The sequence below is a fragment of the Caballeronia choica genome (assembly GCF_001544535.1).
In the GTDB taxonomy this organism is placed as follows: domain Bacteria; phylum Pseudomonadota; class Gammaproteobacteria; order Burkholderiales; family Burkholderiaceae; genus Caballeronia; species Caballeronia choica.
Window position 1 is genome coordinate 1 of the sequence record NZ_FCON02000132.1, and the last position, 21,379, is coordinate 21,379.

Annotated in this window: 24 protein-coding genes; 8 read left to right on the plus strand and 16 right to left on the minus strand. The window is 63.7% G+C overall.

The annotated features are described in order from the left end of the window. The 4 genes from coxB to AWB68_RS49885 form a co-directional block, all read right to left on the minus strand. Window positions 1–1,286, minus strand: a 1,286-nt coding sequence (gene coxB / locus AWB68_RS34090) for a cytochrome c oxidase subunit II (RefSeq protein ID WP_125483131.1), incomplete at its 3' end; no start/stop codon positions are given. 97 nt (window positions 1,287–1,383) lie between these two features. After that, entirely contained in the window at window positions 1,384–1,860 is a 477-nt protein-coding gene (locus AWB68_RS34095; RefSeq protein ID WP_087648688.1) for a DUF2244 domain-containing protein, read from the minus strand. 212 nt (window positions 1,861–2,072) lie between these two features. Then, window positions 2,073–3,053 carry a methyltransferase domain-containing protein gene (locus AWB68_RS34100; protein WP_087648689.1) on the minus strand — a complete coding sequence of 327 codons (981 nt, stop codon included), beginning with the start codon at window positions 3,051–3,053 and terminating at the stop codon, window positions 2,073–2,075. Window positions 3,054–3,100: 47 nt separating this feature from the next. Next, on the minus strand, window positions 3,101–3,250 hold the full coding sequence (locus AWB68_RS49885; protein ID WP_235028642.1) for a hypothetical protein: 150 nt from the start codon (window positions 3,248–3,250) through the stop codon (window positions 3,101–3,103). Between the two features lie 54 nt (window positions 3,251–3,304). Here AWB68_RS49885 and AWB68_RS34105 point away from each other — a divergent pair, with 54 nt between their 5' ends. After that, window positions 3,305–3,943 carry a ComF family protein gene (locus AWB68_RS34105; protein WP_235028641.1) on the plus strand — a complete coding sequence of 213 codons (639 nt, stop codon included), beginning with the start codon at window positions 3,305–3,307 and terminating at the stop codon, window positions 3,941–3,943. Window positions 3,944–3,967: 24 nt separating this feature from the next. Further along, the gene (trmL, locus tag AWB68_RS34110) at window positions 3,968–4,438 is read left to right on the plus strand and encodes a tRNA (uridine(34)/cytosine(34)/5-carboxymethylaminomethyluridine(34)-2'-O)-methyltransferase TrmL (RefSeq protein ID WP_087648691.1); all 471 of its coding nucleotides are present in this window, start codon (window positions 3,968–3,970) and stop codon (window positions 4,436–4,438) included. Here the strand turns inward: trmL and AWB68_RS34115 are convergent. The 5 genes from AWB68_RS34115 to AWB68_RS34135 form a co-directional block, all read right to left on the minus strand. Beyond that, complete coding sequence (locus AWB68_RS34115) at window positions 4,411–4,956, minus strand: O-acetyl-ADP-ribose deacetylase (protein WP_087648692.1); 546 nt, start codon at window positions 4,954–4,956, stop codon at window positions 4,411–4,413. The genes trmL and AWB68_RS34115 overlap by 28 nt on opposite strands. A gap of 30 nt (window positions 4,957–4,986) precedes the next feature. Then, a complete protein-coding gene (locus AWB68_RS34120) occupies window positions 4,987–5,985 on the minus strand; it encodes an NAD(P)H-dependent glycerol-3-phosphate dehydrogenase (protein WP_087648693.1) in 999 nt (332 codons plus the stop codon). A 39-nt stretch (window positions 5,986–6,024) separates the two neighbouring features. Beyond that, window positions 6,025–6,495 carry a protein-export chaperone SecB gene (secB, locus tag AWB68_RS34125; RefSeq protein WP_087648694.1) on the minus strand — a complete coding sequence of 157 codons (471 nt, stop codon included), beginning with the start codon at window positions 6,493–6,495 and terminating at the stop codon, window positions 6,025–6,027. 97 nt (window positions 6,496–6,592) lie between these two features. Beyond that, window positions 6,593–6,853: a glutaredoxin 3 gene (gene grxC, locus AWB68_RS34130; RefSeq protein ID WP_087648695.1), complete on the minus strand. Its 261-nt coding sequence runs from the start codon at window positions 6,851–6,853 to the stop codon at window positions 6,593–6,595. Beyond that, on the minus strand, window positions 6,850–7,275 hold the full coding sequence (locus tag AWB68_RS34135) for a rhodanese-like domain-containing protein (protein ID WP_087648696.1): 426 nt from the start codon (window positions 7,273–7,275) through the stop codon (window positions 6,850–6,852). The genes grxC and AWB68_RS34135 overlap by 4 nt, the downstream gene beginning before the upstream one ends. A 221-nt stretch (window positions 7,276–7,496) precedes the next feature. On the opposite strand from AWB68_RS34135, the gene gpmA reads away from it, so the two are divergent. The 4 genes from gpmA (at window position 7,497) to AWB68_RS34155 (ending at window position 12,391) form a co-directional block, all read left to right on the plus strand. Next, entirely contained in the window at window positions 7,497–8,243 is a 747-nt protein-coding gene (gene gpmA / locus AWB68_RS34140) for a 2,3-diphosphoglycerate-dependent phosphoglycerate mutase (RefSeq protein ID WP_087648697.1), read from the plus strand. 293 nt (window positions 8,244–8,536) lie between these two features. Then, window positions 8,537–10,117 carry a S41 family peptidase gene (locus AWB68_RS34145; RefSeq protein ID WP_087648698.1) on the plus strand — a complete coding sequence of 527 codons (1,581 nt, stop codon included), beginning with the start codon at window positions 8,537–8,539 and terminating at the stop codon, window positions 10,115–10,117. Window positions 10,118–10,256: 139 nt separating this feature from the next. Next, window positions 10,257–11,015 (plus strand): HesA/MoeB/ThiF family protein, encoded by a 759-nt coding sequence (locus tag AWB68_RS34150; protein WP_087648699.1) that lies wholly within the window; start codon window positions 10,257–10,259, stop codon window positions 11,013–11,015. Window positions 11,016–11,149: 134 nt separating this feature from the next. After that, window positions 11,150–12,391, plus strand: a complete 1,242-nt coding sequence (locus tag AWB68_RS34155; RefSeq protein WP_087648700.1) for an autotransporter strand-loop-strand O-heptosyltransferase — start codon at window positions 11,150–11,152, stop codon at window positions 12,389–12,391. Here the strand turns inward: AWB68_RS34155 and ptsP are convergent. The 7 genes from ptsP to AWB68_RS34190 all read right to left on the minus strand — a co-directional run bounded on the left by ptsP (window position 12,388) and on the right by AWB68_RS34190 (window position 19,918). Beyond that, window positions 12,388–14,148, minus strand: coding sequence for a phosphoenolpyruvate--protein phosphotransferase (gene ptsP / locus AWB68_RS34160; protein WP_200828871.1), 1,761 nt, complete (start codon window positions 14,146–14,148; stop codon window positions 12,388–12,390). The genes AWB68_RS34155 and ptsP overlap by 4 nt on opposite strands. Window positions 14,149–14,367: 219 nt before the next feature. Further along, entirely contained in the window at window positions 14,368–14,637 is a 270-nt protein-coding gene (locus AWB68_RS34165; protein ID WP_087648702.1) for an HPr family phosphocarrier protein, read from the minus strand. A gap of 39 nt (window positions 14,638–14,676) precedes the next feature. Continuing rightward, window positions 14,677–15,165, minus strand: a complete 489-nt coding sequence (locus AWB68_RS34170; protein WP_087648703.1) for a PTS sugar transporter subunit IIA — start codon at window positions 15,163–15,165, stop codon at window positions 14,677–14,679. A gap of 263 nt (window positions 15,166–15,428) precedes the next feature. Further along, window positions 15,429–16,385, minus strand: a complete 957-nt coding sequence (gshB, locus tag AWB68_RS34175) for a glutathione synthase (RefSeq protein ID WP_087648704.1) — start codon at window positions 16,383–16,385, stop codon at window positions 15,429–15,431. 84 nt (window positions 16,386–16,469) lie between these two features. Then, window positions 16,470–17,759, minus strand: a complete 1,290-nt coding sequence (gene gshA / locus AWB68_RS34180; protein ID WP_087648705.1) for a glutamate--cysteine ligase — start codon at window positions 17,757–17,759, stop codon at window positions 16,470–16,472. Window positions 17,760–18,056: 297 nt separating this feature from the next. After that, complete coding sequence (locus AWB68_RS34185; RefSeq protein ID WP_087648706.1) at window positions 18,057–19,547, minus strand: ammonium transporter; 1,491 nt, start codon at window positions 19,545–19,547, stop codon at window positions 18,057–18,059. A gap of 32 nt (window positions 19,548–19,579) precedes the next feature. Further along, window positions 19,580–19,918, minus strand: a complete 339-nt coding sequence (locus AWB68_RS34190) for a P-II family nitrogen regulator (RefSeq protein WP_014190273.1) — start codon at window positions 19,916–19,918, stop codon at window positions 19,580–19,582. Between the two features lie 414 nt (window positions 19,919–20,332). Here AWB68_RS34190 and AWB68_RS34195 point away from each other — a divergent pair, with 414 nt between their 5' ends. Then, window positions 20,333–20,593 (plus strand): accessory factor UbiK family protein, encoded by a 261-nt coding sequence (locus tag AWB68_RS34195; RefSeq protein WP_087648707.1) that lies wholly within the window; start codon window positions 20,333–20,335, stop codon window positions 20,591–20,593. A 101-nt stretch (window positions 20,594–20,694) separates the two neighbouring features. Continuing rightward, window positions 20,695–21,379 (plus strand): magnesium chelatase domain-containing protein (locus tag AWB68_RS34200; RefSeq protein WP_143281992.1); only part of this gene is annotated, 685 nt, incomplete at its 3' end.

Here is a 21,379-nt window from a genome sequence, read left to right on the forward strand (position 1 = left end):
TCCGTCGCCGATGCAGCCGGCGCAGCCGACGCTCCCGCCGCCGGTGCCGACGCCGCTTCCGCCGACGCACCGCCCAGCGACGCCAGATGATCGCCGCCCGACGGCATCCTGCCGTTGCGCGCATCGGCAACTTGCTTCGGCTGGAGAATGTCGGTGGTCTTGTTGCCCCACGAATTGCGCTCGAACGTGATGACCGACGCGATTTCGACGTCGTTCAGCGCCGTGCCCCACGGGGGCATCGCGCCCTTGCCGTGCAGCACGATGTTCACGTGACCCGCGAGCGGACCGTTGGCGATCTTGCTGCCGTCGAGCGCCGGGAACGCGCCCGCGCCCTTGCCGTTCGGCTGGTGGCAGACCGCGCAGTTCGACGCGTAGACCTTCTCGCCGCGCGCCTTCAGTTCGTCCATCGTGTACGTCTTGTTGGGATCGTCGGCGGCGGCCGCCAGTTTCTTCTTCTGGTCCTCGACCCACTTCGCGTAGTCGTCGGCGGACAGCACTTCCACGACGACCGGCATGTACGCGTGCTCCTTGCCGCACAGTTCGGTGCAGAAGCCGCGGAACGTGCCGACCTTGTCCGCCTTGAACCACGTGTCGCGCACGAAGCCGGGGATCGCGTCCTGCTTCACGCCGAACGCCGGCACATACCACGAGTGGACGACGTCGTTGGCGGTGGTGATGATGCGGATTTTCTTGTCGACCGGCACGACGAGCGGGTTGTCGACTTCCTGCAGGTAGAGATTCGAGATCGGCGTCTGGCCGTTCGTTTCGCTACGCGGCGTGGAGAGCGTGGACAGGAAGTTGATGCCTTCGCCCGGACCCTTCACGTAGTCGTAGGCCCACTTCCACTGATAGCCGGTGACCTTGACGGTGAGGTCGGCGTTGGTCGTGTCCTTCATCGCGACGACGGCTTTCGTGGCGGGCAGCGCCATCAGGACGACGATCACGAACGGCACGATCGTCCAGATGATTTCGACGGTGGTGCTTTCGTGGAAATTGGCCGCCTTGTGGCCTCGCGACTTGCGGTGCGCGAAGAGCGAATAGAACATCACGCCGAACACGCCGAGGAAGATCACGAAACAGATGATCAGCATGAACGTGTGGAGGCCAAAGAGCTCCTCGGCGATCTTCGTCGCGGGCTGCTGGAAGTTGAGCTCGTTGACACGAGGACCGCCAGGAGCGTCGGTGACCGCCAGGGCTGCACCGGCCGCGAGCAATCCGCCTGCCGCCAGCACGCCCGAGAGGGCTCGCTTGATTGTTTTCATAGCATCCTTACCCAAAATTTCCATTCAAACCCTCGACCCCCGTGTGCATCCGTCGCGCGTCCGCGGTTCCCCTTCCCGGAACCCGGCCGTCGCAGTTCGCGCCGTCGAGACATCCAGACATTCAGGCGCAGCGCCTGAGCCATGCCTGCAACTCGGCGGCAAACTGCTTGCGACGATGCTGTGCAAGGTGTAGCCCGATGTTCACCGACTCTCCGCGCGATACGATTGCAAGCGGATTTCCCGGTGCCGCGCCCGTTTCGACCCGCACCCAGCGCGGGTTGAATTCGAACTGCGTCAATTCTTCGGCATTCATCTGTTCGATCAACAACCGGTTTTGAAACAGCCGGATACGCTCGTAGTCGACTGCATGCCGTGCATAGATCGCAAACGCGACGGCAACCGCGAGCAATTCGATTCCGGTGAACGGCAGCACCAGCCAGGCGCCGTTCAGGACCAGCAAGAGCGCGATACCCAGCGAAAACAGCGCAAGCGAGACATAAAAACCGACGAACTGGCGTGGCGAGGCGGAGCAGTTGCGCTTCATCAGCCACTCCTTGAGGACTGGCTCGGCGTCCGTCAGCAATGCACTTCCTTCCATCGCCGCCTCCGTCAAACCGCTCGGACTTTGACCAAAATCATTGCCAGCCGGGCGACAAACTGACGCATTATAGGCGCGTTACCGTGCATCCACAAGCAAGGGGCAGAACACCGCAAAGCCAAGCGCGACAAGCCTCTGCGCCCAATTGACGCAGTTTTTTGTCTGCTTTTCGGACGCAAATTTCAGACATAACAGATGCCCTCTTTACCGCATCACCGATCCTTCTTTGGGCCGCGTCCTATGTCTTCCAGCCGCACGATTCCGTGCCCTTCCGCTGTCATTTTCGGCACGGCTTTCCATGCGTGACCGTAGATCACTTCGAACGTGAGCGGGATTGTGCCGTCGTCGCGACGGCGTGCGTCGAGCGCCTTGTGAACCGCGTCGCGCAAGGCTCCGGCGTCGATCGCATGGTCTTCGGTCGCGCGCTCGTGCGGGTAAGCACCCCAGCCTCGAACGTCGTTCAGTAGCGATTCAGGCGAGCGGTAGGTGATGGTCAGCACCTCCTGGTCCATCACGGGAATCTCGAAGCCGCTTTCCACCAGCATGTCGCCGAGATCATGCATGTCGACGAAGTCGATTGTGTGAGCTTGCGGCGCGAGGCCGAGCGACGCTTCCGCCTCGCGATACGCGCGACTCAGTTCACGCAGCGTGTCCGGGCCGAACGTGCTGAACATCAGGAGGCCGTTCACCTTGAGCACGCGCTGCCATTCGGGAAAGACGAGATCGGGCCGTGAATGCCAGTGCAGCGCGAGATTCGACCACAGTAGTTCGAACGCACCGGCCGCAAATGGGAGCGCAGAGAAATCGGCCTGCGCAAGTTGCGGGCCGCGCGCGCCGAAAGCCTTGCTGAGCGTGGCGGGAAGGAACCGGCGCCAGCCGGCGTCGGCTTGGGCGTCGGCGCTCTCGGCGAGATTCGCGCGCGCGAGCATCGCCGACGAGATATCGACGCCGAGCACCGACGCATCCGCGAAACGCTCGCGCAAGCCGGGCAGGTCGGCGCCGGTGCCGCAGGCGGCGTCGAGCACGCGCGTCGGCGCGACCTTGATGTAGTCGAGCCGCTCGCGCATGCGCTGCGCGATTTCGCGCGGCAGGAACGCGACGTCGTCGAAAGCGGCGGCGCGACGGTCGAAAATCTCGCGCAGACGGCGCGGATCATAGGCCGGTCGGCCAGATTGGACGGAAGTTGGGGACATGGCGGTCTGCTCGCGAAGAGTGCGAAGTATACTCGGTCGTCTTGAAATCAGTCTGCGAAGACGGCGTCGCGCAGGCCGTGGCGCGGGGATTTGCCAGAGTTACCGGAGTGCTTCGCATGGATGTCGCCGTATCGTTCGCACGCGTTGGCGCGACGCGCTTTTTTCGGCACGCCCGGCGTGCCGTCGAGCAACTTCACGACCTGGCTTTGCCCAATCAGTGCGCCTTATGTGGCAATTTGTCGCAGCGTCTGTTGTGTCCTGGATGCGACGAATCCTATTGGAATGAACCGCGTTTGAGATGCCGGACCTGCGCATTGCCGATGCGCGTGCATCGCCGTAAGTTCGATGACCCCGTGCGCCACTGCGCCGCGTGCCTCGAAGAACCGCCGCATTTCAACGCGACGCTCGCGCTCGCCGACTATCGCGCCCCGCTCGACACGCTTGCGCTCGATCTGAAGTTTCGCGCTCGGCTCGGCACCGGCGGCGAATTCGCGCGCCACCTGCACGCGCTATTCGATGCCAGCGATTTGCCGCCGCCCGATGTGATCGCGCCGGTGCCGCTGTCGACGAAGCGCCTGATATCGCGCGGCTACAACCAGGCGTGGGCAATCGCGAAGCCGTTGGCGCGGCAACTCGGCGTCAAGGCCGATCCGATGCTCATGCGACGCACGATCGAAACCAGGCCGCAGTCGAGACTCGATCTCGACACGCGCCGCCGCAACGTCGGGCACGCGTTCGCCGTGACGGGCGAAGTGCGCGGCCTGCATGTCGGCATCGTGGACGACGTGATGACCTCGGGCGCGACGCTCGACGCACTCGCCCGCACGCTCAAGACAGCAGGCGCGCGACGCGTGACGAATTTCGTCGCGCTCCGTACGCCGAAAGACTAACCCGCCACTTTTGATCCAACGCCTATGTTCAACGTCGTTCTGGTCGAACCTGAAATCCCGCCGAACACCGGCAACGTGATCCGCCTGTGCGCGAACACCGGTGCGCGTCTGCATCTGATCGAGCCGCTCGGCTTCCCGCTCGACGACGCCAAGATGCGCCGCGCCGGCCTCGACTATCACGAGTACGCGCAAATGCACGTGCATGCGAACTGGGACGCCTTCATCGCGAAGGAAGCGCCCGAGCCGACGCGCATGTTCGCCTTCACGACGCGCGGCTCGACGCCGTTCTTCGATCACGCATTCAAGCCCGGCGACTGGTTTGTCTTCGGCGCGGAAACGCGCGGTCTGTCCGACGCGGTACTCAACGCGTTCCCGAACGAACAGCGCGTGCGCCTGCCGATGCGACCCGGCAACCGGAGCCTGAATCTGTCGAATACGGTGGCGGTGGTGACGTTCGAGGCGTGGCGTCAGGCGGGCTTCGAAGGCGGCGCCTGAACCTCGATCTCCTTTAAATAGAGATCGAGCATGTCCTGCTGAAAGCAGGCAAAGATCACGCGCTCGATGGACGGCGCGGAAGAAAGCGTTTCGATCACGCTGCCGATTGCGATCCGCACGGCATCTTCGGCCGGAAAGCGGTAAATACCGCAACTGATCGCGGGAAACGCGATCGACTTGCAGCCTGCTTCTTTGGCGAGTTCGAGTGATCTCCGGTAGCAACCTGCAAGCAACGCCGCCTCGTTGCGCTTGCCGCCGCTCCATCGCGGACCGACCGCGTGGATCACGTGCTTCGCGGGCAAAGCATGGCCGCTGGTGATTTTTGCGTCGCCGGTCGCGCAACCGCCGAGCGTCTCGCACTCGCGCTTCAGGCTGCGCCCCGCAGCACGATGGATCGCACCATCGACACCGCCCCCGCCCAAAAGCGACGTATTCGCAGCATTGACGATGGCATCGACGGCGAGCGTCGTGATATCGACGACCTGCGCTTCCAGCGTGCAGCGACCGACGGCGAACATGGCAAATCTCCTTGCGAACCGCAAGGGCGCCTATTCAGCCTTCGCGTCCCGGCTGAGCAGCGCCTGCACCGCGTTGCGCGGCGCGATATCTTCGAAGAGCACGCGGCAGACGGCGTGCGTGATCGGCATGTCGATGTTGCGCGACTGTGCAAGCGCCAGAACGGCGCGCGCGCAACGCACGCCCTCCGCAACATGGCCGAGCGCCGCCAGAATCTCGGTGAGCGATCGGCCTGTTGCAAGCTGCATTCCCACCGTGCGATTACGCGAAAGATCGCCCGTCGCGGTGAGAATCAGGTCGCCGAGGCCCGTCAGTCCGGTGAAGGTTTCGGCGCGGCCGCCGAGCGCCACGCCGAGCCGCGACATTTCCGCGAGACCGCGCGTGATCAGCGCGGCGCGTGCGTTGAGACCGAGGCCGAGGCCGTCGGAGATTCCGGTGGCGATCGCCAGCACGTTCTTCACCGCGCCGCCGACTTCGACGCCGATCACGTCGTCGCCGGTATAGATGCGCATCGCGCCGTGGTGGAACGCCGCGACGGTGCGCTCGCCGAGCACGGCCGAACGGCTCGCGACCGTGAGCGCGACCGGCAGGCCCTGCCCCACTTCGCGCGCGAAACTCGGCCCCGACAGCGTGCCATTGCTCGCATGCTGCGGCAGTTCGGCCGCGACCACTTCATTCGGCAGACATTGCGTATCGGCTTCGAAGCCCTTGCAGAGCCACACGATATGCGCAGGAACCACGCCGATCTCGCGCATCGTCCGACAAAGCGCGCGCAACCCGGCGACCGGCGTCGCGACAACACATAGCGCATCCTCCGCCGACGCGTGCCGCAACGCCGCGCCGAGATCCGCGTCATAGAGGAGCGTCGCGGGCAGGGTCACGCCGCGCAGATAGCGGTCGTTTTCATGCGAAGCGGAAAGGGAGTCGATGAGCGCGCGATCGCGCGCCCAGAGCACTGCATCGTGCCGCGTGGCCAGATGGCCCGCGAGTGCGGTGCCCCATGCACCGGCGCCGAGGATAGCTACTTTCATGCTCGGCTCCGGGTCCGGCGGGTTTGCACAGTGCTGCGATTAATGCGTCGCGCCGTTCGCCGAGCCTTCCTGCGCGCCGGCGAGTTGCGAGATGCGCTGCTCGTACAGCGCCTGGAAGTTGATTTCCGCGAGGTGGATCGGCGGGAAACCGGCGCGGGTGATCGCATCCGCGATATTCGAGCGCAGGTACGGAAACAGGATGGTCGGGCACGCAATGCCGACGAGCGGATCGACCTGTTCCGCCGGAATGTTGCGGATGTCGAAAATACCGGCCTGCTTGGCTTCGATCAGGAACGCAACCTTGTCCGAAACCTTCGCCGTGACCGTGCCCGTGACCAGCACTTCGAAGACGCTTTCCGCGAGGCGCTCGGCCTTCACGTCGACTTCGACTTCCACCGACGGCATTTCCTGCTCGAGGAAGATGCCGGGCGAGTTGGGCTGCTCGAGCGACATATCCTTCAGGTAAATGCGCTGGATGTTGAAGAACGGCTGGTTGTTGTCGTCAGACATGGTGGATTCCCTTGATTGTTTCGATGGTCGGCGCCGCGCTTGGTTTATTTGGGGCTGCGGCGCCGCCCGTCGCGGATTGAGGCCGCGACGGAATTGCTCAGGCCGATTCGAGAAGCGGCATCAGGCCGCCCTTGCGATCGAGCGCGGAAAGATCGTCGTAACCGCCGACGTGCGTCTCGCCGATATACACCTGCGGCACGGTTCGACGTCCGGTGCGCGTCATCATTTCCTCGCGCCGGCCGGGTTCGCGATCAATCAGCACCTTTTCGATCTGCTCGACCCCGCGCGACTTTAAAAGACGTTCGGCCATCTGGCAATAAGGACACACTTGCGTGCTGTACATGACAACCTTGTTCACTTGACTGCTCCTTGTTTCACGACCGGCATGCCGGCCTTCTGCCAGGCGTCGAGACCGCCCTGCAGAACATGGACTTCGCTGTAGCCGGCCTCGGACACCGCGCGGCTCGCCTTCTGCGATTGCTGTCCGGTCTGGCATACGAGAATGACCGGATTGCCCTTATTCTTCGCGATTTGGCCAATCTTTGCTTGGAGGTCCGCCATTTCGAGGTTGCGTGCCGCCGGCAAATGGCCTGTCGCGTACTCCGCGGCCGGACGCAAATCGACGACCACGGCGTTGCGCCGGTTGATCAGCGTGGTGGCTTCGGCAGCAGAAACGCCGCCACGCCCACGACGGGTGATCGCCGGCCAGAGGAGCAATCCGCCGGAGACGAGCGCGATCGCGATGAGAACAAGGTTCGTGTAATCGGTGAAAAACTTCACGGAAGGGCCGCCGAAAGTGGAGAAAGGGAAGAAAGAAAAACCCGGACAATCGGGGCATTATAAAATAACCCTTTGCCGCGATGGCCTCGGCCGTTCAGCCGATGGCGCGCGCCGCTTGCAACGAGCACAATCGGGTTCCTGCCCTCGGGTTCTTGCCGACCTGGAATCCTTGCGCTGTCGCCGCTTCTTTTCCCGCTTCCCAACTAACCGACCTATCAGACATGTACAAGCTAGTGCTCATCCGCCACGGCGAATCGACGTGGAACAAGGAAAACCGGTTCACGGGCTGGGTCGATGTCGACCTGACCGAGCAGGGCAACCGCGAAGCACGCCAGGCCGGCGTGCTGCTGAAGGAAGCCGGCTTCTCCTTCGATATCGCGTACACGTCCGTGTTGAAGCGCGCGATTCGCACGCTGTGGCACGTGCAGGACGAAATGGACGAAATGTACCTTCCGGTGGTTCATTCGTGGCGCCTGAACGAGCGCCACTACGGTGCGCTCGCAGGGCTCAACAAGGCCGAGACCGCGAAGAAATATGGCGACGAACAAGTGCTGGTCTGGCGCCGCAGCTACGACACGCCGCCGCCCGCGCTCGAGCCGGACGACGAACGCACGTCGTTCAACGATCCGCGTTACGCGAAGGTGCCGCGCGAGCAGTTGCCGCTCACCGAGTGCCTGAAGGACACGGTCGCGCGTGTGCTGCCGGTCTGGAACGAGTCGATCGCACCCGCGATCAAGTCGGGCAAGCGCGTCGTGATCTCGGCGCACGGCAACTCGATGCGCGCGCTGGTCAAATATCTCGACAACATCTCGGATGACGACATCGTCGGCCTGAACATTCCGAACGGCGTGCCGCTCGTGTATGAACTCGACGCCGACCTGAAGCCGATCCAGCACTACTATCTCGGCGATCCGGAAGCGATCGCGGCCGCGCAGGCCGCCGTGGCCAAGCAAGGCAAGGCGGGCTGAGCGCGCATTGTCGGCCGGAAGGGTTCGCGCCGGCCCAATCCCCACGCCGCGCAAGTCGGCGTGGGCGTTGGGTCGCGCGGGGTCCTTCACGCTTCACGCGATCCCGGTCGCAAGCGCCCTGCTTTGCCTCATCATGCGCTGCACGATCTCCGAACAGCACGATTCATCCGTCCAAAACGCCCGCTTTCCTTTGCCCGTGCCTTTAAGCTGCGTTTAAGTCGCCGCGTAGGACGAGCATGTATACTGCCCTGTCACCCACGATCCAGCCTAATCCGCTTCCGACCGCAACACTTATGCGAAAGAACCTGAAAAACATCGGCCTGATCGCCGCGGGCCTCGCTACCGGCGCGCTTGCAACCCTCCAAATCTCCGCCTCCGCCCAGCAAGCCGCGTCCGCGCCCCTGCCGCTCGATCAATTGCGATTGTTTGCCGAGGTTTTCGGGCAAATCAAGCACGAATACGTCGAACCGGTCGACGACAAGAAGCTCCTGACCGCCGCAATCAAGGGCATGGTTTCGAGTCTCGATCCGCACTCGTCCTATCTCGACAAGACCGACTACGAAGAGCTTCAGGAACAGACGAAGGGCCGTTTCGCGGGCCTCGGCATCGAAATTTCGTCGGAAGACGGGCTGATCAAGGTGATTTCGCCGATCGAGGACACGCCCGCGTTTCGCGCCGGCATCCGTCCGGGCGACCTGATCACGCGCATCAACGACAAGCCGGTGCGCGGCATGACGCTCGACAAGGCGGTCAAGCAGATGCGCGGGGAGCCGGGCACGAAGGTGACGCTCACGATCTTCCGCAAGACCGACGACCGGACCTTCCCGATCACCGTGACGCGCGCTCTGATTCGCGTGCAGTCGGTGAAGATGAAGATTCCGGAGCCGGGTTACGGCTATATCCGCATCACGAGCTTCCAGGAACGCACGGTTCCCGATCTCGCCGCGAAACTGCAGGATCTCGCGCGCCAGCAGCCGGACCTGAAGGGTCTCGTCATCGATTTGCGCAACAACGGCGGCGGCCTGCTGCAAAGCGCGGTCGGCGTGGCGGGCGCGTTCCTGCCGGACAATGCGGTCGTCGTGTCGACGAATGGACAAATCGCGGACGCGAAGCAGACCTTCCGCGACACCTACGACAACTACCGTCTTCCGTCCTTCGATTCGGACCCGCTGAAGAACGTGCCGGAAATCTTCAAGAAGGTGCCGATCGTCGTGCTGACGAACGCTTATTCGGCGTCGGCGTCGGAGATCGTCGCGGGCGCGCTGCAGGATCACCATCGCGCGCTGATCGTCGGCAAGACGACGTTCGGCAAGGGCTCGGTGCAGACGGTGCGCCCGATGACGGCCGACACCGCCCTACGCCTGACGACGGCCTATTACTACACGCCGAGCGGCAAGTCGATCCAGAACCAGGGCGTGCGCCCCGACGTGCCGGTCGACCAGTACGCGGACGGCGATCCGGACGACGCGCTCGTCACGCGTGAAGTCGACTACTCGAACCACCTTGCGAATACGCAGGACCCGAACGAGAAGAAGGAACAGGAAGCGCGTGAGTCCGACCGTCTCGAACAACTGCGCATTCTCGAAGAGCAGAACGACAAAAAGACGCCGGAACAGCGCCGCAAGGATCGCGAACGCAAGCCGGTGGAGTTCGGCAGTTCCGACGACTTCATGCTGCAACAGGCGCTGAACAAGCTCGAAGGCAAGACGGTCGTGGAATCGAAGTCGATCAGCGAGCGCAAGCTGGCGCAAAACAAGCCGCCGCGTTCGGCTTCGGCGCCGGTCGCCGTCAAGCCGGCGCTGCCGGCTACGCCGGGTTCGTCGCCCGCTTCCGGCGCTTTGCCGGCCTCGGCGCCGACGGCTGAAAGCAAGTAACACCGCTAAAGCGGACTTCGCGGCGCCGCAGCCGCGAAGTCCGTCTCCGCTTCCCGAACGGCGCGCGATTAAAATATCTCGGTTGAAACACGCCGCCCGCCGGCGTTCCTGTCGACGCAACGTCCACACGCACCGCTCGATGAACGACGACCAGCTCCTCCGCTATTCCCGCCACATTCTCGTCGACGAAATCGGCATCGAGGTGCAGCAGCGCTTTCTCGATGCGCACGCGCTCGTGATCGGCGCGGGCGGCTTGGGATCGCCCGCGGCGATGTATCTGGCGGCGTCGGGCGTCGGCGAAATCACGCTGGTGGACGCCGATGTCGTCGATCTCACCAATTTGCAGCGCCAGATTCTCCATGTGACCGGCTCGGTCGGCAGGCCGAAGGTCGAATCGGGCCGCGACGCGCTCGCGGCATTGAATCCCGGCGTCAAGGTCAACATGGTCCAGCGCCGCGCCGACGCCGCGTGGCTCGACCAAAACGTACCGCGCGCAACCGTCGTGCTCGACTGCTCCGACAACTTCGCGACGCGCCACGCGATCAACGCGGCCTGCGTCGCGCACCGGGTGCCGCTCGTTTCGGGCGCGGCGCTGCGTTTCGACGGGCAGATCAGCACCTTCGACTTCCGCTCGGAACAGTCGCCGTGCTACGCGTGCGTGTTTCCGCCCGACCAGGCGTTCGAGGAAGTCGCGTGTTCGACGATGGGCGTTTTCGCGCCGACCGTCGGCATCATCGGCGCGATGCAGGCGGCCGAGGCACTGCGCGTGATCGGCGGCTTCGGCGAAACGCTCGCGGGACGCCTGATGATGCTCGACTCGCTGCGCATGGAGTGGAACACGATGCGCATCGCGCGTCAGCCGGGGTGTCCGGTCTGCGGGACGCGCCGCGCCGGCTGATTGCCAGGCGCTATCTCAAATTTCAGAGTTGTCCAGTTTCGACGACGGGCGCGCCGCATTAAGGTGGGCGCTGGATTTTTTCGCCCATCCGGCCGTCGGCGCTCGCCGCCCGACGCCATCGAACTGGAACTCAAATGAGCGGCACAGACAGCACGAGCACGCAGCGCGGCCTCAACCAGAGCGTGTTCGCGACGCCCGGCATCCCGAAACTCGCCGGGCCTGAAGGCATTCTTTTCGATTTCAACTATGGCTGCCGCGTGCAGGTGCCGGTCGACGGCTGGCGCGTGCGCATGATCGACCTCGATACGCACAGCCTGCTGTTCGACGAGCCGGTCGAAGCCGGCATCGTCGTGACGAGCCGCCGAAAGTATTTCGTGCGCTTCCAGCTCGTGGTGCTCGACGGCGAGCGGCTGGTGTTCTCGCACAGCTACGACGCGCGCGGGAAAAAGGTCGTGGTGCGTCCGTCGACGATGGCGCTCGGCGATTCGCTCGCCTGGGTGCCAATCGCCGATGCGTTCCGCGAACAGCATCAGTGCGACCTGACCATGTTGCTCGCGGCGCACTTGCAGTCGCTTTTCCGCGCGGGCCATCCGCGGATCCGCTTTGTGACGCAGGAAGAGCTCGACGCACTCGGCGGCGATGTCTACGCGACCTACTACATCGGACTTTTCTCGCCCTACACAGACCGCGACCATCAACCGACCGATCCACGCGTGAGCAGCATGCAGGACGCCATCGCGTACATGCTTGGCGTGCCGTGCGCGGAACGGCGCCCGGAACTCGTCGTCGCCGATGCGGTGCGGCGCATCCCCGAACGCTACGTCTGCATCGCGACGCAGGCGACCGCGCAATGCAAGTACTGGAACAATCCGCGCGGCTGGCCGACGCTGATCGCCCACCTGAAGGAACTCGGCTACCGTGTGCTGTGCATCGACCGCAATCGCGAGTACGGGCTCGGCAAGCACATCAATACGATGCCGGAAGGCTGCGAAGACTTCACAGGCGACCGCCCGCTACAGGACCGCGCGAGCCTGTTGCTGCACGCGGATTTCTTCATCGGATTAGGAAGCGGCCTGTCGTGGCTGGCGTGGGCGGTCGGGACGCCGGTCGTCATGATCAGCGGTTTCTCGCATCCGCAGACCGAATTCAAAACGCCCTATCGCGTGATCAATTTCCACGCGTGCAATAGCTGCTTCAACGACACGACGACCCAGTTCGACGCCCGCGATTTTCTCTGGTGCCCGCGCCGCCACGACAACCCGCAGCCGTTTCAATGCACCTGGGCGATCTCGCCGGAGCACGTCATCTTCAACGTGCACCGGCTGATCGCCGATCACCGGCTCTCCGAGGCCGAGGCCGCGACCGAGGCCAGCTAGACTTTTTGCAACTGCGCGAGCGCCGTCAGCAACTCGGCGGGCTCGTAGGCGGCGAGCACATCGGCGACGGGCTTCTCGAACGCCTTCAGGTTCGAGCGCAGGATTTCCTGCTTCACGACGAGCAACTGGCTCGGATGCATCGAAAATTCGGTCAGCCCCAGGCCGAGCAGCAGGCGGGTGACACTCGGATCGCCCGCCATTTCTCCGCAGATCGACACCGGCACGCCCGCGTGTTTCGCCTCGCGCAGCGTGAACGCAATCAGGTTCAGCACCGCCGGATGCAGCGGGTCGTACAGATGCGCGACCGCATTATCCGCGCGATCGATCGCGAGCGTGTACTGGATCAGGTCGTTCGTCCCGATCGACAGGAAATCGAGCCGCTTCAAAAACAGCCGCACGGCGATCGCCGCCGCCGGAATCTCGATCATCGCGCCGACCTGCACGTTCGGGTCGTAGGCGATGCCGGCGTCGTCGAGCTGGCGCTTCGCTTCCTGGATGAGGTCGAGCGTCTGGTCGATTTCCTGCGCGTGCGCGAGCATCGGAATCAGAATCTTGGTCGGACCGAACGCCGACGCCCGCAGGATCGCGCGCAACTGCGTCATGAACATCTGCGGCTCGGACAGGCTCCAGCGAATCGCGCGAAGCCCAAGCGCCGGGTTCGGCGCCGTCTCGTAGCCGTCGCCTCCGCTCATCGATTCGAGCGGCTTGTCGGCGCCGACGTCGATCGTGCGGATCGTCACCGGCCGGCCATTCATCAGTTCGATCGCGCGCTTGTAGGCCTCGAACTGCTCTTCTTCCTCCGGCAGCCGGTTCTTGTGATTCATGAACAGGAATTCGGTGCGGAACAGGCCGACGCCCATCGCGCCCGCTTCAACGGCCGTCTGCGCGTCGTCGGGCAACTCGATGTTCGCGCACAGTTCGATCTTCGTGCCGTCGAGCGTCTGGGTCGGCGAGAACTTCAGGCGCTGGAGCTTCCTCTGCTCGAGCACCTTTTCGCTTTGCCGGTAGGAATATTCCTCGAGCACGATCGGCGCCGGATCGACGATCACGATTCCGTGATCGCCATCGACGATGATCAGGTCGTTCTGCCGGATCAGCGCGCTCGCCTGCTGCACGCCGACCGACGCCGGAATGCCGAGACTGCGCGCGACGATCGCCGTGTGCGACGTGCGGCCGCCCAGGTCCGTCACGAATCCCTTGAACGCCTGCGTCTTGAACTGGAGCATGTCGGCGGGCGCGATATCGTGCGCGACGACGATCATCTCGTTGTGGCCGTTGCTCGCGGCGTTGTGCACGACGAGCGATGCCGTCGACGGCGCGCCCGCCAGCGCCTTCAGCACGCGCTCGACAACCTGCTCGATGTCGGCCTTGCGTTCGCGCAGGTATTCGTCTTCGATGTCGTCGAAATGGCGGCTCAGAATTTGGAGCTGCTCGGTCAGCGCCCATTCGACGTTGTAGCGCCGCGTGCGAACGAGATCGATGGTTTCCTGCACGAGCATCGCGTCGTTCAGGATCATCGAATGGACATTGATGAAGGCGCCCATTTCGCTCGGAGCGTCGGCGGCGAGATCTTCGCGGAGGGCGTCGAGTTCCGCGTGCACGGATTCCTGCGCGGCGTGAAAACGAGCGATTTCAGCACCGATCTGATCCGGCTCGATCAGATAGTGGTCTACGTCGAGGGCAGCGGGCGCGATCAGGTATGCACGCCCGATAGCGATGCCTCGTGAAACGGGAATTCCATGCAGCGTGAAGGACACGCGCACCTCCTCTAGTTGTGATGTGTCCGCGGTCTCTCATGGTCCGCGGATAGCGCTTGTGGCGCGCCGCTCATTATAAATTCGATTGTGTGTCAAAGCCCGGCGCGACGCAGCAGGCGCGCAGGTTCTTGTGCGACTTGAAAGCGCACTGCAACGGCGGCATAACAAAAAGCCGCGTCGATGCGCGGCTTTCGTTGTTCTTGCGTGAAAGACAGCGAGTTACTGCCCTTCGCCAAATTTATCGGCGATCATCGCGAGGATGGCCTGCATGGCTTCGGCTTCGTCCGAGCCTTCCGTTTCGATCACGACCGTGGCACCGATGCCCGCCGCCAGCATCATCACGCCCATGATGCTCTTCGCGTTGATCCGGCGGCCGTTGCGGCTCATCCAGATTTCGCATTGATAATTTGCCGCCAGCTGGGTGAGCTTGGCGGAAGCGCGCGCGTGGAGCCCCAGCTTGTTCACGATTGTTGTTTCTTGTTGCAGCATGATGCTCCGAAGCGCTGAATGGATGAGGAAAGGAAGTCGTCAGTGGCTGGCTGCCTTCACCGAAACGAGATCGGCACTCGCTGAACACGCCGGATCGGCCGTGCCGGGCGCGGCCGTGGCCAGCGCGCACGGATTCTGCGGCGTGGTGGAATCCAGTTCCTGGATGCCCTTCGAGCCGCCCTGCAGGATCTTCTCGGTGAGCGTGGCGAGCGGTGTCGTGCGATAACAGACCGCGCGTACGAGCATCGGCAGGTTGACGCCGGCGAGCACGCGGACGTCGTCGGCGGCGAGGCTCTGCGCGATATTCGCGGGTGTCGCGCCGAACACGTCGGTCAGAACGATTGCGCCGTTGCCTTCGCGCAAGCGGTCGATTTCCGCGCGGGCGAACGCGCGCACCTCGACGGGGTCGCAGTTCGGAAGGACGTCGATGACGCCGATGCGGGCGGGCAAGCCGCCGTAAATGTGCGCGACGCACTCGCGTAACGCGGAGGCGAACGGTGCGTGCGCGATGATCAGAATGCCAGCCATGTCAGTGTTGCTGCCCCAAAACGACGAAAACCGTCGGTGAACATCGAAATGCGCCAGTGTTGGCGGCCGGGATGTCGATTCGAGAGCGGAAAGCCTTTAGCTTAGCTGCGTTCCGCCCGGGCCGCTCGCGACGCTGCTTGCCAACGCTATATCGACAGCTTGCGCGGCAATCCTTAATCCAGCCTTTAAGCGAGCTTCCTTCCAGCAGATTGCGCCCCAAATATGACATCCCACGGTCGGCAGATTGTAACAGTCTGGTCCAATCAGGCCGCCGCGCGCTCCAGCGCGTCGATGAACATGCCAGCGACGTCGAATCCGGTCTGGTCCATGATTTCGCGGAAACACGTCGGGCTCGTCACGTTGACCTCGGTGAGATAGTCGCCGATCGCGTCCAGCCCGACGAGCAACAGACCGCGCGAGAACAACTCGGCGCCGAGCGTTTCCGCGATCTCGCGATCGCGCTCGGAAAGCGGCTGCGCACGGCCAAGCCCGCCCGCGGCCAGATTGCCGCGCACTTCGGTTCCCTGCGGGATTCGCGCGAGCGAATACGGCACGGGCTGCCCGCCGATCAGCAGGATGCGCTTGTCGCCGTCGGTGATTTGCGGGATGAACTTCTGCGCCATCACCGAGCGCGCGCCGTCCTCGCTCAGCATTTCGATTATCGAGCCCAGGTTCATGGCGTCCGGCTTCACGCGGAACACGCCCATGCCGCCCATGCCGTCGAGCGGCTTCAGGATCACGTCGCCGTGTTCGGCGTGGAAGGCGCGCAGACGGGCTGCGTCGCGCGTGACGAGCGTCGGCGCGACGTATTGCGGCCATTCCGCGATCGCAAGCTTCTCGGAGTGATCGCGGATCGCCTGCGGCTTGTTGAACACGCGCGCGCCCGCGCGCTCCGCCATTTCGAGAAGCCACGTCGAGTTGACGTACTCCATGTCGAACGGCGGGTCCTTGCGCATCAGCACGGCGTCGAAATGCGTGAGCGGCAAGTGTTCCGGCTGCTCGGCCGCGTACCACGGCGAGCGGTCGCTGTTCGCTTCGTCGCAGACGATCGCGATGCGCCGCGCGCCCGCTTCGACGCCGTCGCCAGCCCATGCAAGATGCTGCGGCTCGCATGCGTAGAGCACGTGACCGCGCCGCGCGGCTTCGGCCATCATCGCGTAGGTGGTGTCCTTGTAGATCTTGAAGCGATCGAGCGGATCGGCGATAAACAGGATGTCCATAGGGGTCCACAGTGGCCGTGCGGCCTTGGTTGTTCAGTGCCCGGCGGCACGGCGCGCGATGCGCACCGAATCGCCCGGGCGTGGTCAGACCTGGATCGCTTCGGGATCGGTCTTCTCGAGTTCCACCGACGCCGCGAGCAAGCCCAGTCGAGCCACCACGCCGTACATGTAGAAGCGGTTCGGCGGCGCCGCGCCGGGCTTCGCGTGCGTGTCGGGAAGCGCAGTGTGCTCGAAGCCGAGCGGCACGAAATGCATCCCGGGCGCGTTGAGGTTCTGGTCGCGCTCGCGCGAATCGTGCACGCGATAAAACCCGCCGACGACATACCGGTCGATCATGTACACCACCGGCTCGGCGACGCCGTTTTCCACGCGCTCGAACGTGTGCACGCCTTCCTGCACGATCACGTCGTGCACTTCGAGGCCGTCTTTCGCGTCGTTCATCTTCGCGCGCTCGCGCTTGGTGAGCGCGGCGACCTCACACGCGTCGTGCACGGTCATCACGCCCTTGCCGTAGGTGCCGGCGTCGGCCTTGATGACGACATACGGTCGCTCGCTGATGCCGTACTCGCGATACTTCTTCGCGATTTTCTTCAGCACGCCGTCGATTGCGTCCGCGAGCGCTTGCTCGCCGGTGCGCGCCTCGTAATCGACGCCTTCCACGTGTGCGAAGTACGGATTGATCATCCACGGATCGATTTCGACCAGCTTCGAGAATTTCTTCGCGACGTCGTCGTAGCAGGAGAAATGCGTGGACTTGCGGCGCACGGCCCAGCCGGCATGCAGAGGCGGCAGCAGATATTGCTCGTGCAGGTTTTCGAGCACCGGCGGAATACCCGCCGACAAATCGTTGTTCAGCAGGATCGAACAGGGATCGAAATTCTTGAGACCGAGACGACGCGGCGTGCGTTCGAGCGGTTCGAGCACGATTTTCTGGCCGTCGGCGAGCGCGATGGTCACCGGGCCGTGGATGTTTTCATCGAGCGTGCCGAAGCGCACGTGCAGCCCGGCCTGCCGCATGATGGTCGCGAGGCGCGCGACGTTTTCGAGGTAGAACGCGTTGCGCGTATGGCGCTCGGGAATCACGAGCAGGTTTTTCGCGTCGGGGCAGATCTTCTCGATCGATGCCATCGCGGCCTGCACGGCAAGCGGCAGCACTTCCTGCGGCAGGTAGTTGAAGCCGCCGGGAAACAGGTTGGTATCGACGGGCGCGAGCTTGAACCCTGCATTGCGCAGATCGACCGAGCAATAAAAGGGCGGCGTGTGTTCCTGCCATTCGAGACGAAACCAGCGTTCGATGGCCGGCGTGGCGTCGAGAATCTTCCGCTCGAGATCGAGCAGCGGGCCATTTAACGCCGTGACTAAGTGCGGAACCATTGATTTCTCGCGGACTTGAGAGGAAAGATTGTAGAGCAAATGCTTGGCGTACTTGGGGATGAACCGCCTTTTCCCAAGGTTTCCCGGGGTGAGCATCCCCGATTGCGCCCTCAAATTTTTCTATCGCCGCGATAGGGTTGTTTCTCTTATCCCCGTCGTACTTTTGATCCCCCAAAAAGATGCCCGCCGGGAGGCGGGCAAAGTCGCTGCGCTCGTCTGGGAGCCGTGCTGCGCTGAATTCCTTTCCGAAAATCGGTCCGGCCTCTCGCGCCGGACCGGTTCCCAAGCCTTCTATCGTTATTCGACGTGTTCGCCGTGCAGCGAGACGTCCATACCTTCGCGTTCTTCCTCTTCCGTGATGCGCAGGCCCATGACCATGTCGATGCCCTTCAGCAGGATGAAGCTGACCACGCCGCTGTAGACGAGCGTCGTGAGCACGCCCTTCGCCTGGAGCAGCACGTTGCCGTCGAAGCCGCCGATGTCCTTGACCGCGAACACGCCGGTCAGGAGCGCACCGATGATCCCGCCGATGCCGTGCACGCCGAACGCGTCGAGCGAGTCGTCGTAGTTGAACTTGTGCTTGAGCCACGTCGCCGACCAGAAGCAGACCACGCCCGCCACGACGCCGATTACGAGCGCACCCGCCACGCCGACGAAGCCCGATGCCGGCGTAATCGCCACGAGACCCGCTACCGCGCCCGAAATGATGCCGAGCACCGAAGGCTTGCCCTTCGCGATCCACTCCGCGAACATCCAGCCGAACGCGGCGCAGGCGGTGGCGATCTGGGTCGTGAGCATCGCGAAGCCGGCACGGCCGTCCGCTGCGACTGCCGAACCCGCGTTGAAGCCGAACCAGCCCACCCACAGCATCGATGCGCCGATCAGCGAGAGCACCAGGTTGTGCGGCGCCATCACTTCGCGGCCGTAGCCGACGCGCTTGCCGAGCACCAGACAGCACACGAGACCCGCGATACCGGCATTGATGTGAACCACCGTGCCGCCTGCGAAGTCGAGGATGCCCGCGGTCGCCAGCCAGCCGGTCGGTTCCCAGACCATGTGCGCGATCGGCGAATAGACGATCAGCGACCACAGCGTCATGAACACCAGCATCGACGAGAACTTCATCCGGTCGGCGAACGCACCGGTGATCAGCGCCGGCGTGATGATCGCGAACGTCATCTGATAGACGAAGTAGACGGATTCCGGGATCGTCGAGGCAAGGTGGCTGACGGTGAGCGTCGTCGCCTTGTCGCCCTTGATGTAGTTCATGCCGTGCAGGAACACCCGCGAGAAGCCGCCGATGAACGAGTTGCCCGGCGTGAACGCGAGGCTGTAGCCGACGACCGTCCAGAGGATCGTGACCAGGCAGGTGATCGCGAAGCTCTGCATCACGGTGCCGAGCACGTTCTTCTTGCGGACCATGCCCGCGTAGAAAAGCGCGAGGCCCGGGATCGTCATGAACAGCACGAGCGCCGTGGAGGTCAGCATCCAGGCGGTGTCGCCCGAACTGATCTTCGAGGAATCGACCGAGAACGGCTCGGTCGGCGCCGCGGGTGCGGCTTCCGAGGCGCCCGATGCCGGCGCGGCCGCGGAGGCGGCTTCAGCCGACGAGGACATCGCCGTGTTGGCGCTGACGGGAGACGCGGGGGCGGGTGCGCTTGCTGCCGTGGCGTCGGACGCCGGGGCCGATGCAGCGGCCGGAGCAGATGCGTCCTGGGCCAGAGCGACGCCGACATTGGCGCCGATCAGCGACCCCGCCATCAACATGGACATCAATAATTTGCGCATTCTTCTGTTTCCTCTTATCGCCGAATTTCTTCTTAGAGAGCGTCCGCGCCGGTCTCGCCGGTGCGAATACGAATGACTTGTTCGATGGCGGTGACGAAAATCTTCCCGTCACCGATCTTGCCCGTGCGGGCCGCGCGTTCGACTGCTTCGATTGCCTGGTCGACGATGTCGTCCGACACGGCTGCTTCGATCTTCACTTTCGGCAGGAAATCGACCACGTACTCCGCGCCGCGATACAGCTCGGTGTGACCTTTCTGACGGCCGAATCCCTTCACCTCGGTCACCGTGATGCCCGAGACGCCGATCGCCGACAACGCTTCGCGCGCTTCGTCGAGCTTGAACGGCTTGATGATTGCGGTAATGAGCTTCATGTAACCCTCGCTGTGGTGTGTCTGATCCCTCGATGCCCTCGAGCGGCGTCTCGTCATATTTGTGCGCCGCATCGTCCCGCCCGCCAGCCGCCGAAAAAAGCGCGCAGGGAAGGCCCGCGCCTCTTATGCAACTCGTGTGCCATGCGTGTATTCATGGGGCTGGACGGGATTTTCGACGGCGGGCGAAAGCGACTTGTCCGAATGGCCAACGCTCGCGCCACGCGCTGGCGCCGCGCCGGGTTCGTTGCTAGAGTGCTCGCAAGGTCCGGCAAACAGGGGCGCAACGGATCGCGAAGCCGTTTCGCAGTGCGTCAATCCGGCGAACTGTCGTGGTGCACCAAAATCGATCATTCGAGAAACCGTGGCACTGACCTAACAACGAATGCACCTAAATTGTGCATCAAGGGAAAAATCATGAAACAGCCTAATGACGTCTTCAACGAGTTCCAGCAGAAGATGAGCGAATTACTGAAGAATTCGCCGGCGAAAGACATGGAAAGGAACATGAAGGCAATGCTTTCGCAAGGTTTCTCCAAGCTCGATCTCGTGACCCGCGAGGAATTCGATACCCAGACGCAGGTGCTCGTGCGCACGCGTGCGCGGCTCGAAGAACTCGAACAGCGCGTCGCGCAACTCGAACAGCGGCTGACGGCCGGAGGGACGTCGCAGGACTGAAGCGCGCTGCAATGTGAGCGAACCTCGGCCAGGCGAGCAGTGAAGACTTAATCGAATCAGCCGGCGCCGGAATCTTCAGGACGCCGGGAGCGGGGGAAATCATGTCGCTTGCCGTGGTACGCAGCCGCGCGCCCGCGCCTGGGCGCGCGCCCGAGGTGGTCGTCGAAATCCACCTCGCCAATGGATTGCCGTCATTTTCGATTGTCGGGCTGCCCGACCTCGAAGTCCGCGAAAGCCGCGAGCGCGTGCGCGCCGCGCTTCAGAACTGCGGCTTCGAATTTCCTGTTCGCCGCATCACCGTCAACCTCGCTCCCGCCGATCTCCCGAAAGAGTCCGGCCGCTTCGACTTGCCCATCGCGCTTGGCATCCTCGCGGCGAGCGGGCAGATTCCCGTCGAGTCGCTTGCGCGGCGCGAATTCGCGGGCGAACTGTCGCTGACGGGCGCGCTCCGCCCGATGCGCGGCGCCTTCGCGATGGTCTGCGGCGCGGCAAGGCAATACGCCCTTGTGGCAAGCGAAGAGCCGCCCCCTGAAATCTATCTGCCACTCGCGAGCGCCGCCGAAGCGGCGCTCGTGCCCGGCGTCGACGTGTTCGGCGCCGCCGACCTGCCCGCGCTCTGCGCGCATCTCGCCGGCTCGGTCGACGGCCGGCTCGCGCCGGTGCGCGCGTCTTCATTGTCCGATCACGCTGCGTCCGGAAAGCCGCTGCCCGATCTCGCCGATGTCATCGGACACCCTGGCGCGCGCCGCGCGCTCGAAGTGGCCGCCGCGGGCGGACATCACCTGC

Bases quoted from the DNA above. Each gene is read 5' to 3' on its own strand.
- AWB68_RS34095 (WP_087648688.1), bottom strand. From the start codon at position 1,860: ATGGAAGGAAGTGCATTGCTGACGGACGCCGAGCCAGTCCTCAAGGAG.
- AWB68_RS34100 (WP_087648689.1), bottom strand. From the start codon at position 3,053: ATGTCCCCAACTTCCGTCCAATCTGGCCGACCGGCCTATGATCCGCGC.
- trmL (WP_087648691.1), top strand. From the start codon at position 3,968: ATGTTCAACGTCGTTCTGGTCGAACCTGAAATCCCGCCGAACACCGGC.
- AWB68_RS34115 (WP_087648692.1), bottom strand. From the start codon at position 4,956: ATGTTCGCCGTCGGTCGCTGCACGCTGGAAGCGCAGGTCGTCGATATC.
- AWB68_RS34120 (WP_087648693.1), bottom strand. From the start codon at position 5,985: ATGAAAGTAGCTATCCTCGGCGCCGGTGCATGGGGCACCGCACTCGCG.
- secB (WP_087648694.1), bottom strand. From the start codon at position 6,495: ATGTCTGACGACAACAACCAGCCGTTCTTCAACATCCAGCGCATTTAC.
- gpmA (WP_087648697.1), top strand. From the start codon at position 7,497: ATGTACAAGCTAGTGCTCATCCGCCACGGCGAATCGACGTGGAACAAG.
- AWB68_RS34145 (WP_087648698.1), top strand. From the start codon at position 8,537: ATGCGAAAGAACCTGAAAAACATCGGCCTGATCGCCGCGGGCCTCGCT.
- AWB68_RS34150 (WP_087648699.1), top strand. From the start codon at position 10,257: ATGAACGACGACCAGCTCCTCCGCTATTCCCGCCACATTCTCGTCGAC.
- AWB68_RS34155 (WP_087648700.1), top strand. From the start codon at position 11,150: ATGAGCGGCACAGACAGCACGAGCACGCAGCGCGGCCTCAACCAGAGC.
- AWB68_RS34165 (WP_087648702.1), bottom strand. From the start codon at position 14,637: ATGCTGCAACAAGAAACAACAATCGTGAACAAGCTGGGGCTCCACGCG.
- AWB68_RS34170 (WP_087648703.1), bottom strand. From the start codon at position 15,165: ATGGCTGGCATTCTGATCATCGCGCACGCACCGTTCGCCTCCGCGTTA.
- gshB (WP_087648704.1), bottom strand. From the start codon at position 16,385: ATGGACATCCTGTTTATCGCCGATCCGCTCGATCGCTTCAAGATCTAC.
- gshA (WP_087648705.1), bottom strand. From the start codon at position 17,759: ATGGTTCCGCACTTAGTCACGGCGTTAAATGGCCCGCTGCTCGATCTC.
- AWB68_RS34185 (WP_087648706.1), bottom strand. From the start codon at position 19,547: ATGCGCAAATTATTGATGTCCATGTTGATGGCGGGGTCGCTGATCGGC.
- AWB68_RS34190 (WP_014190273.1), bottom strand. From the start codon at position 19,918: ATGAAGCTCATTACCGCAATCATCAAGCCGTTCAAGCTCGACGAAGCG.
- AWB68_RS34195 (WP_087648707.1), top strand. From the start codon at position 20,333: ATGAAACAGCCTAATGACGTCTTCAACGAGTTCCAGCAGAAGATGAGC.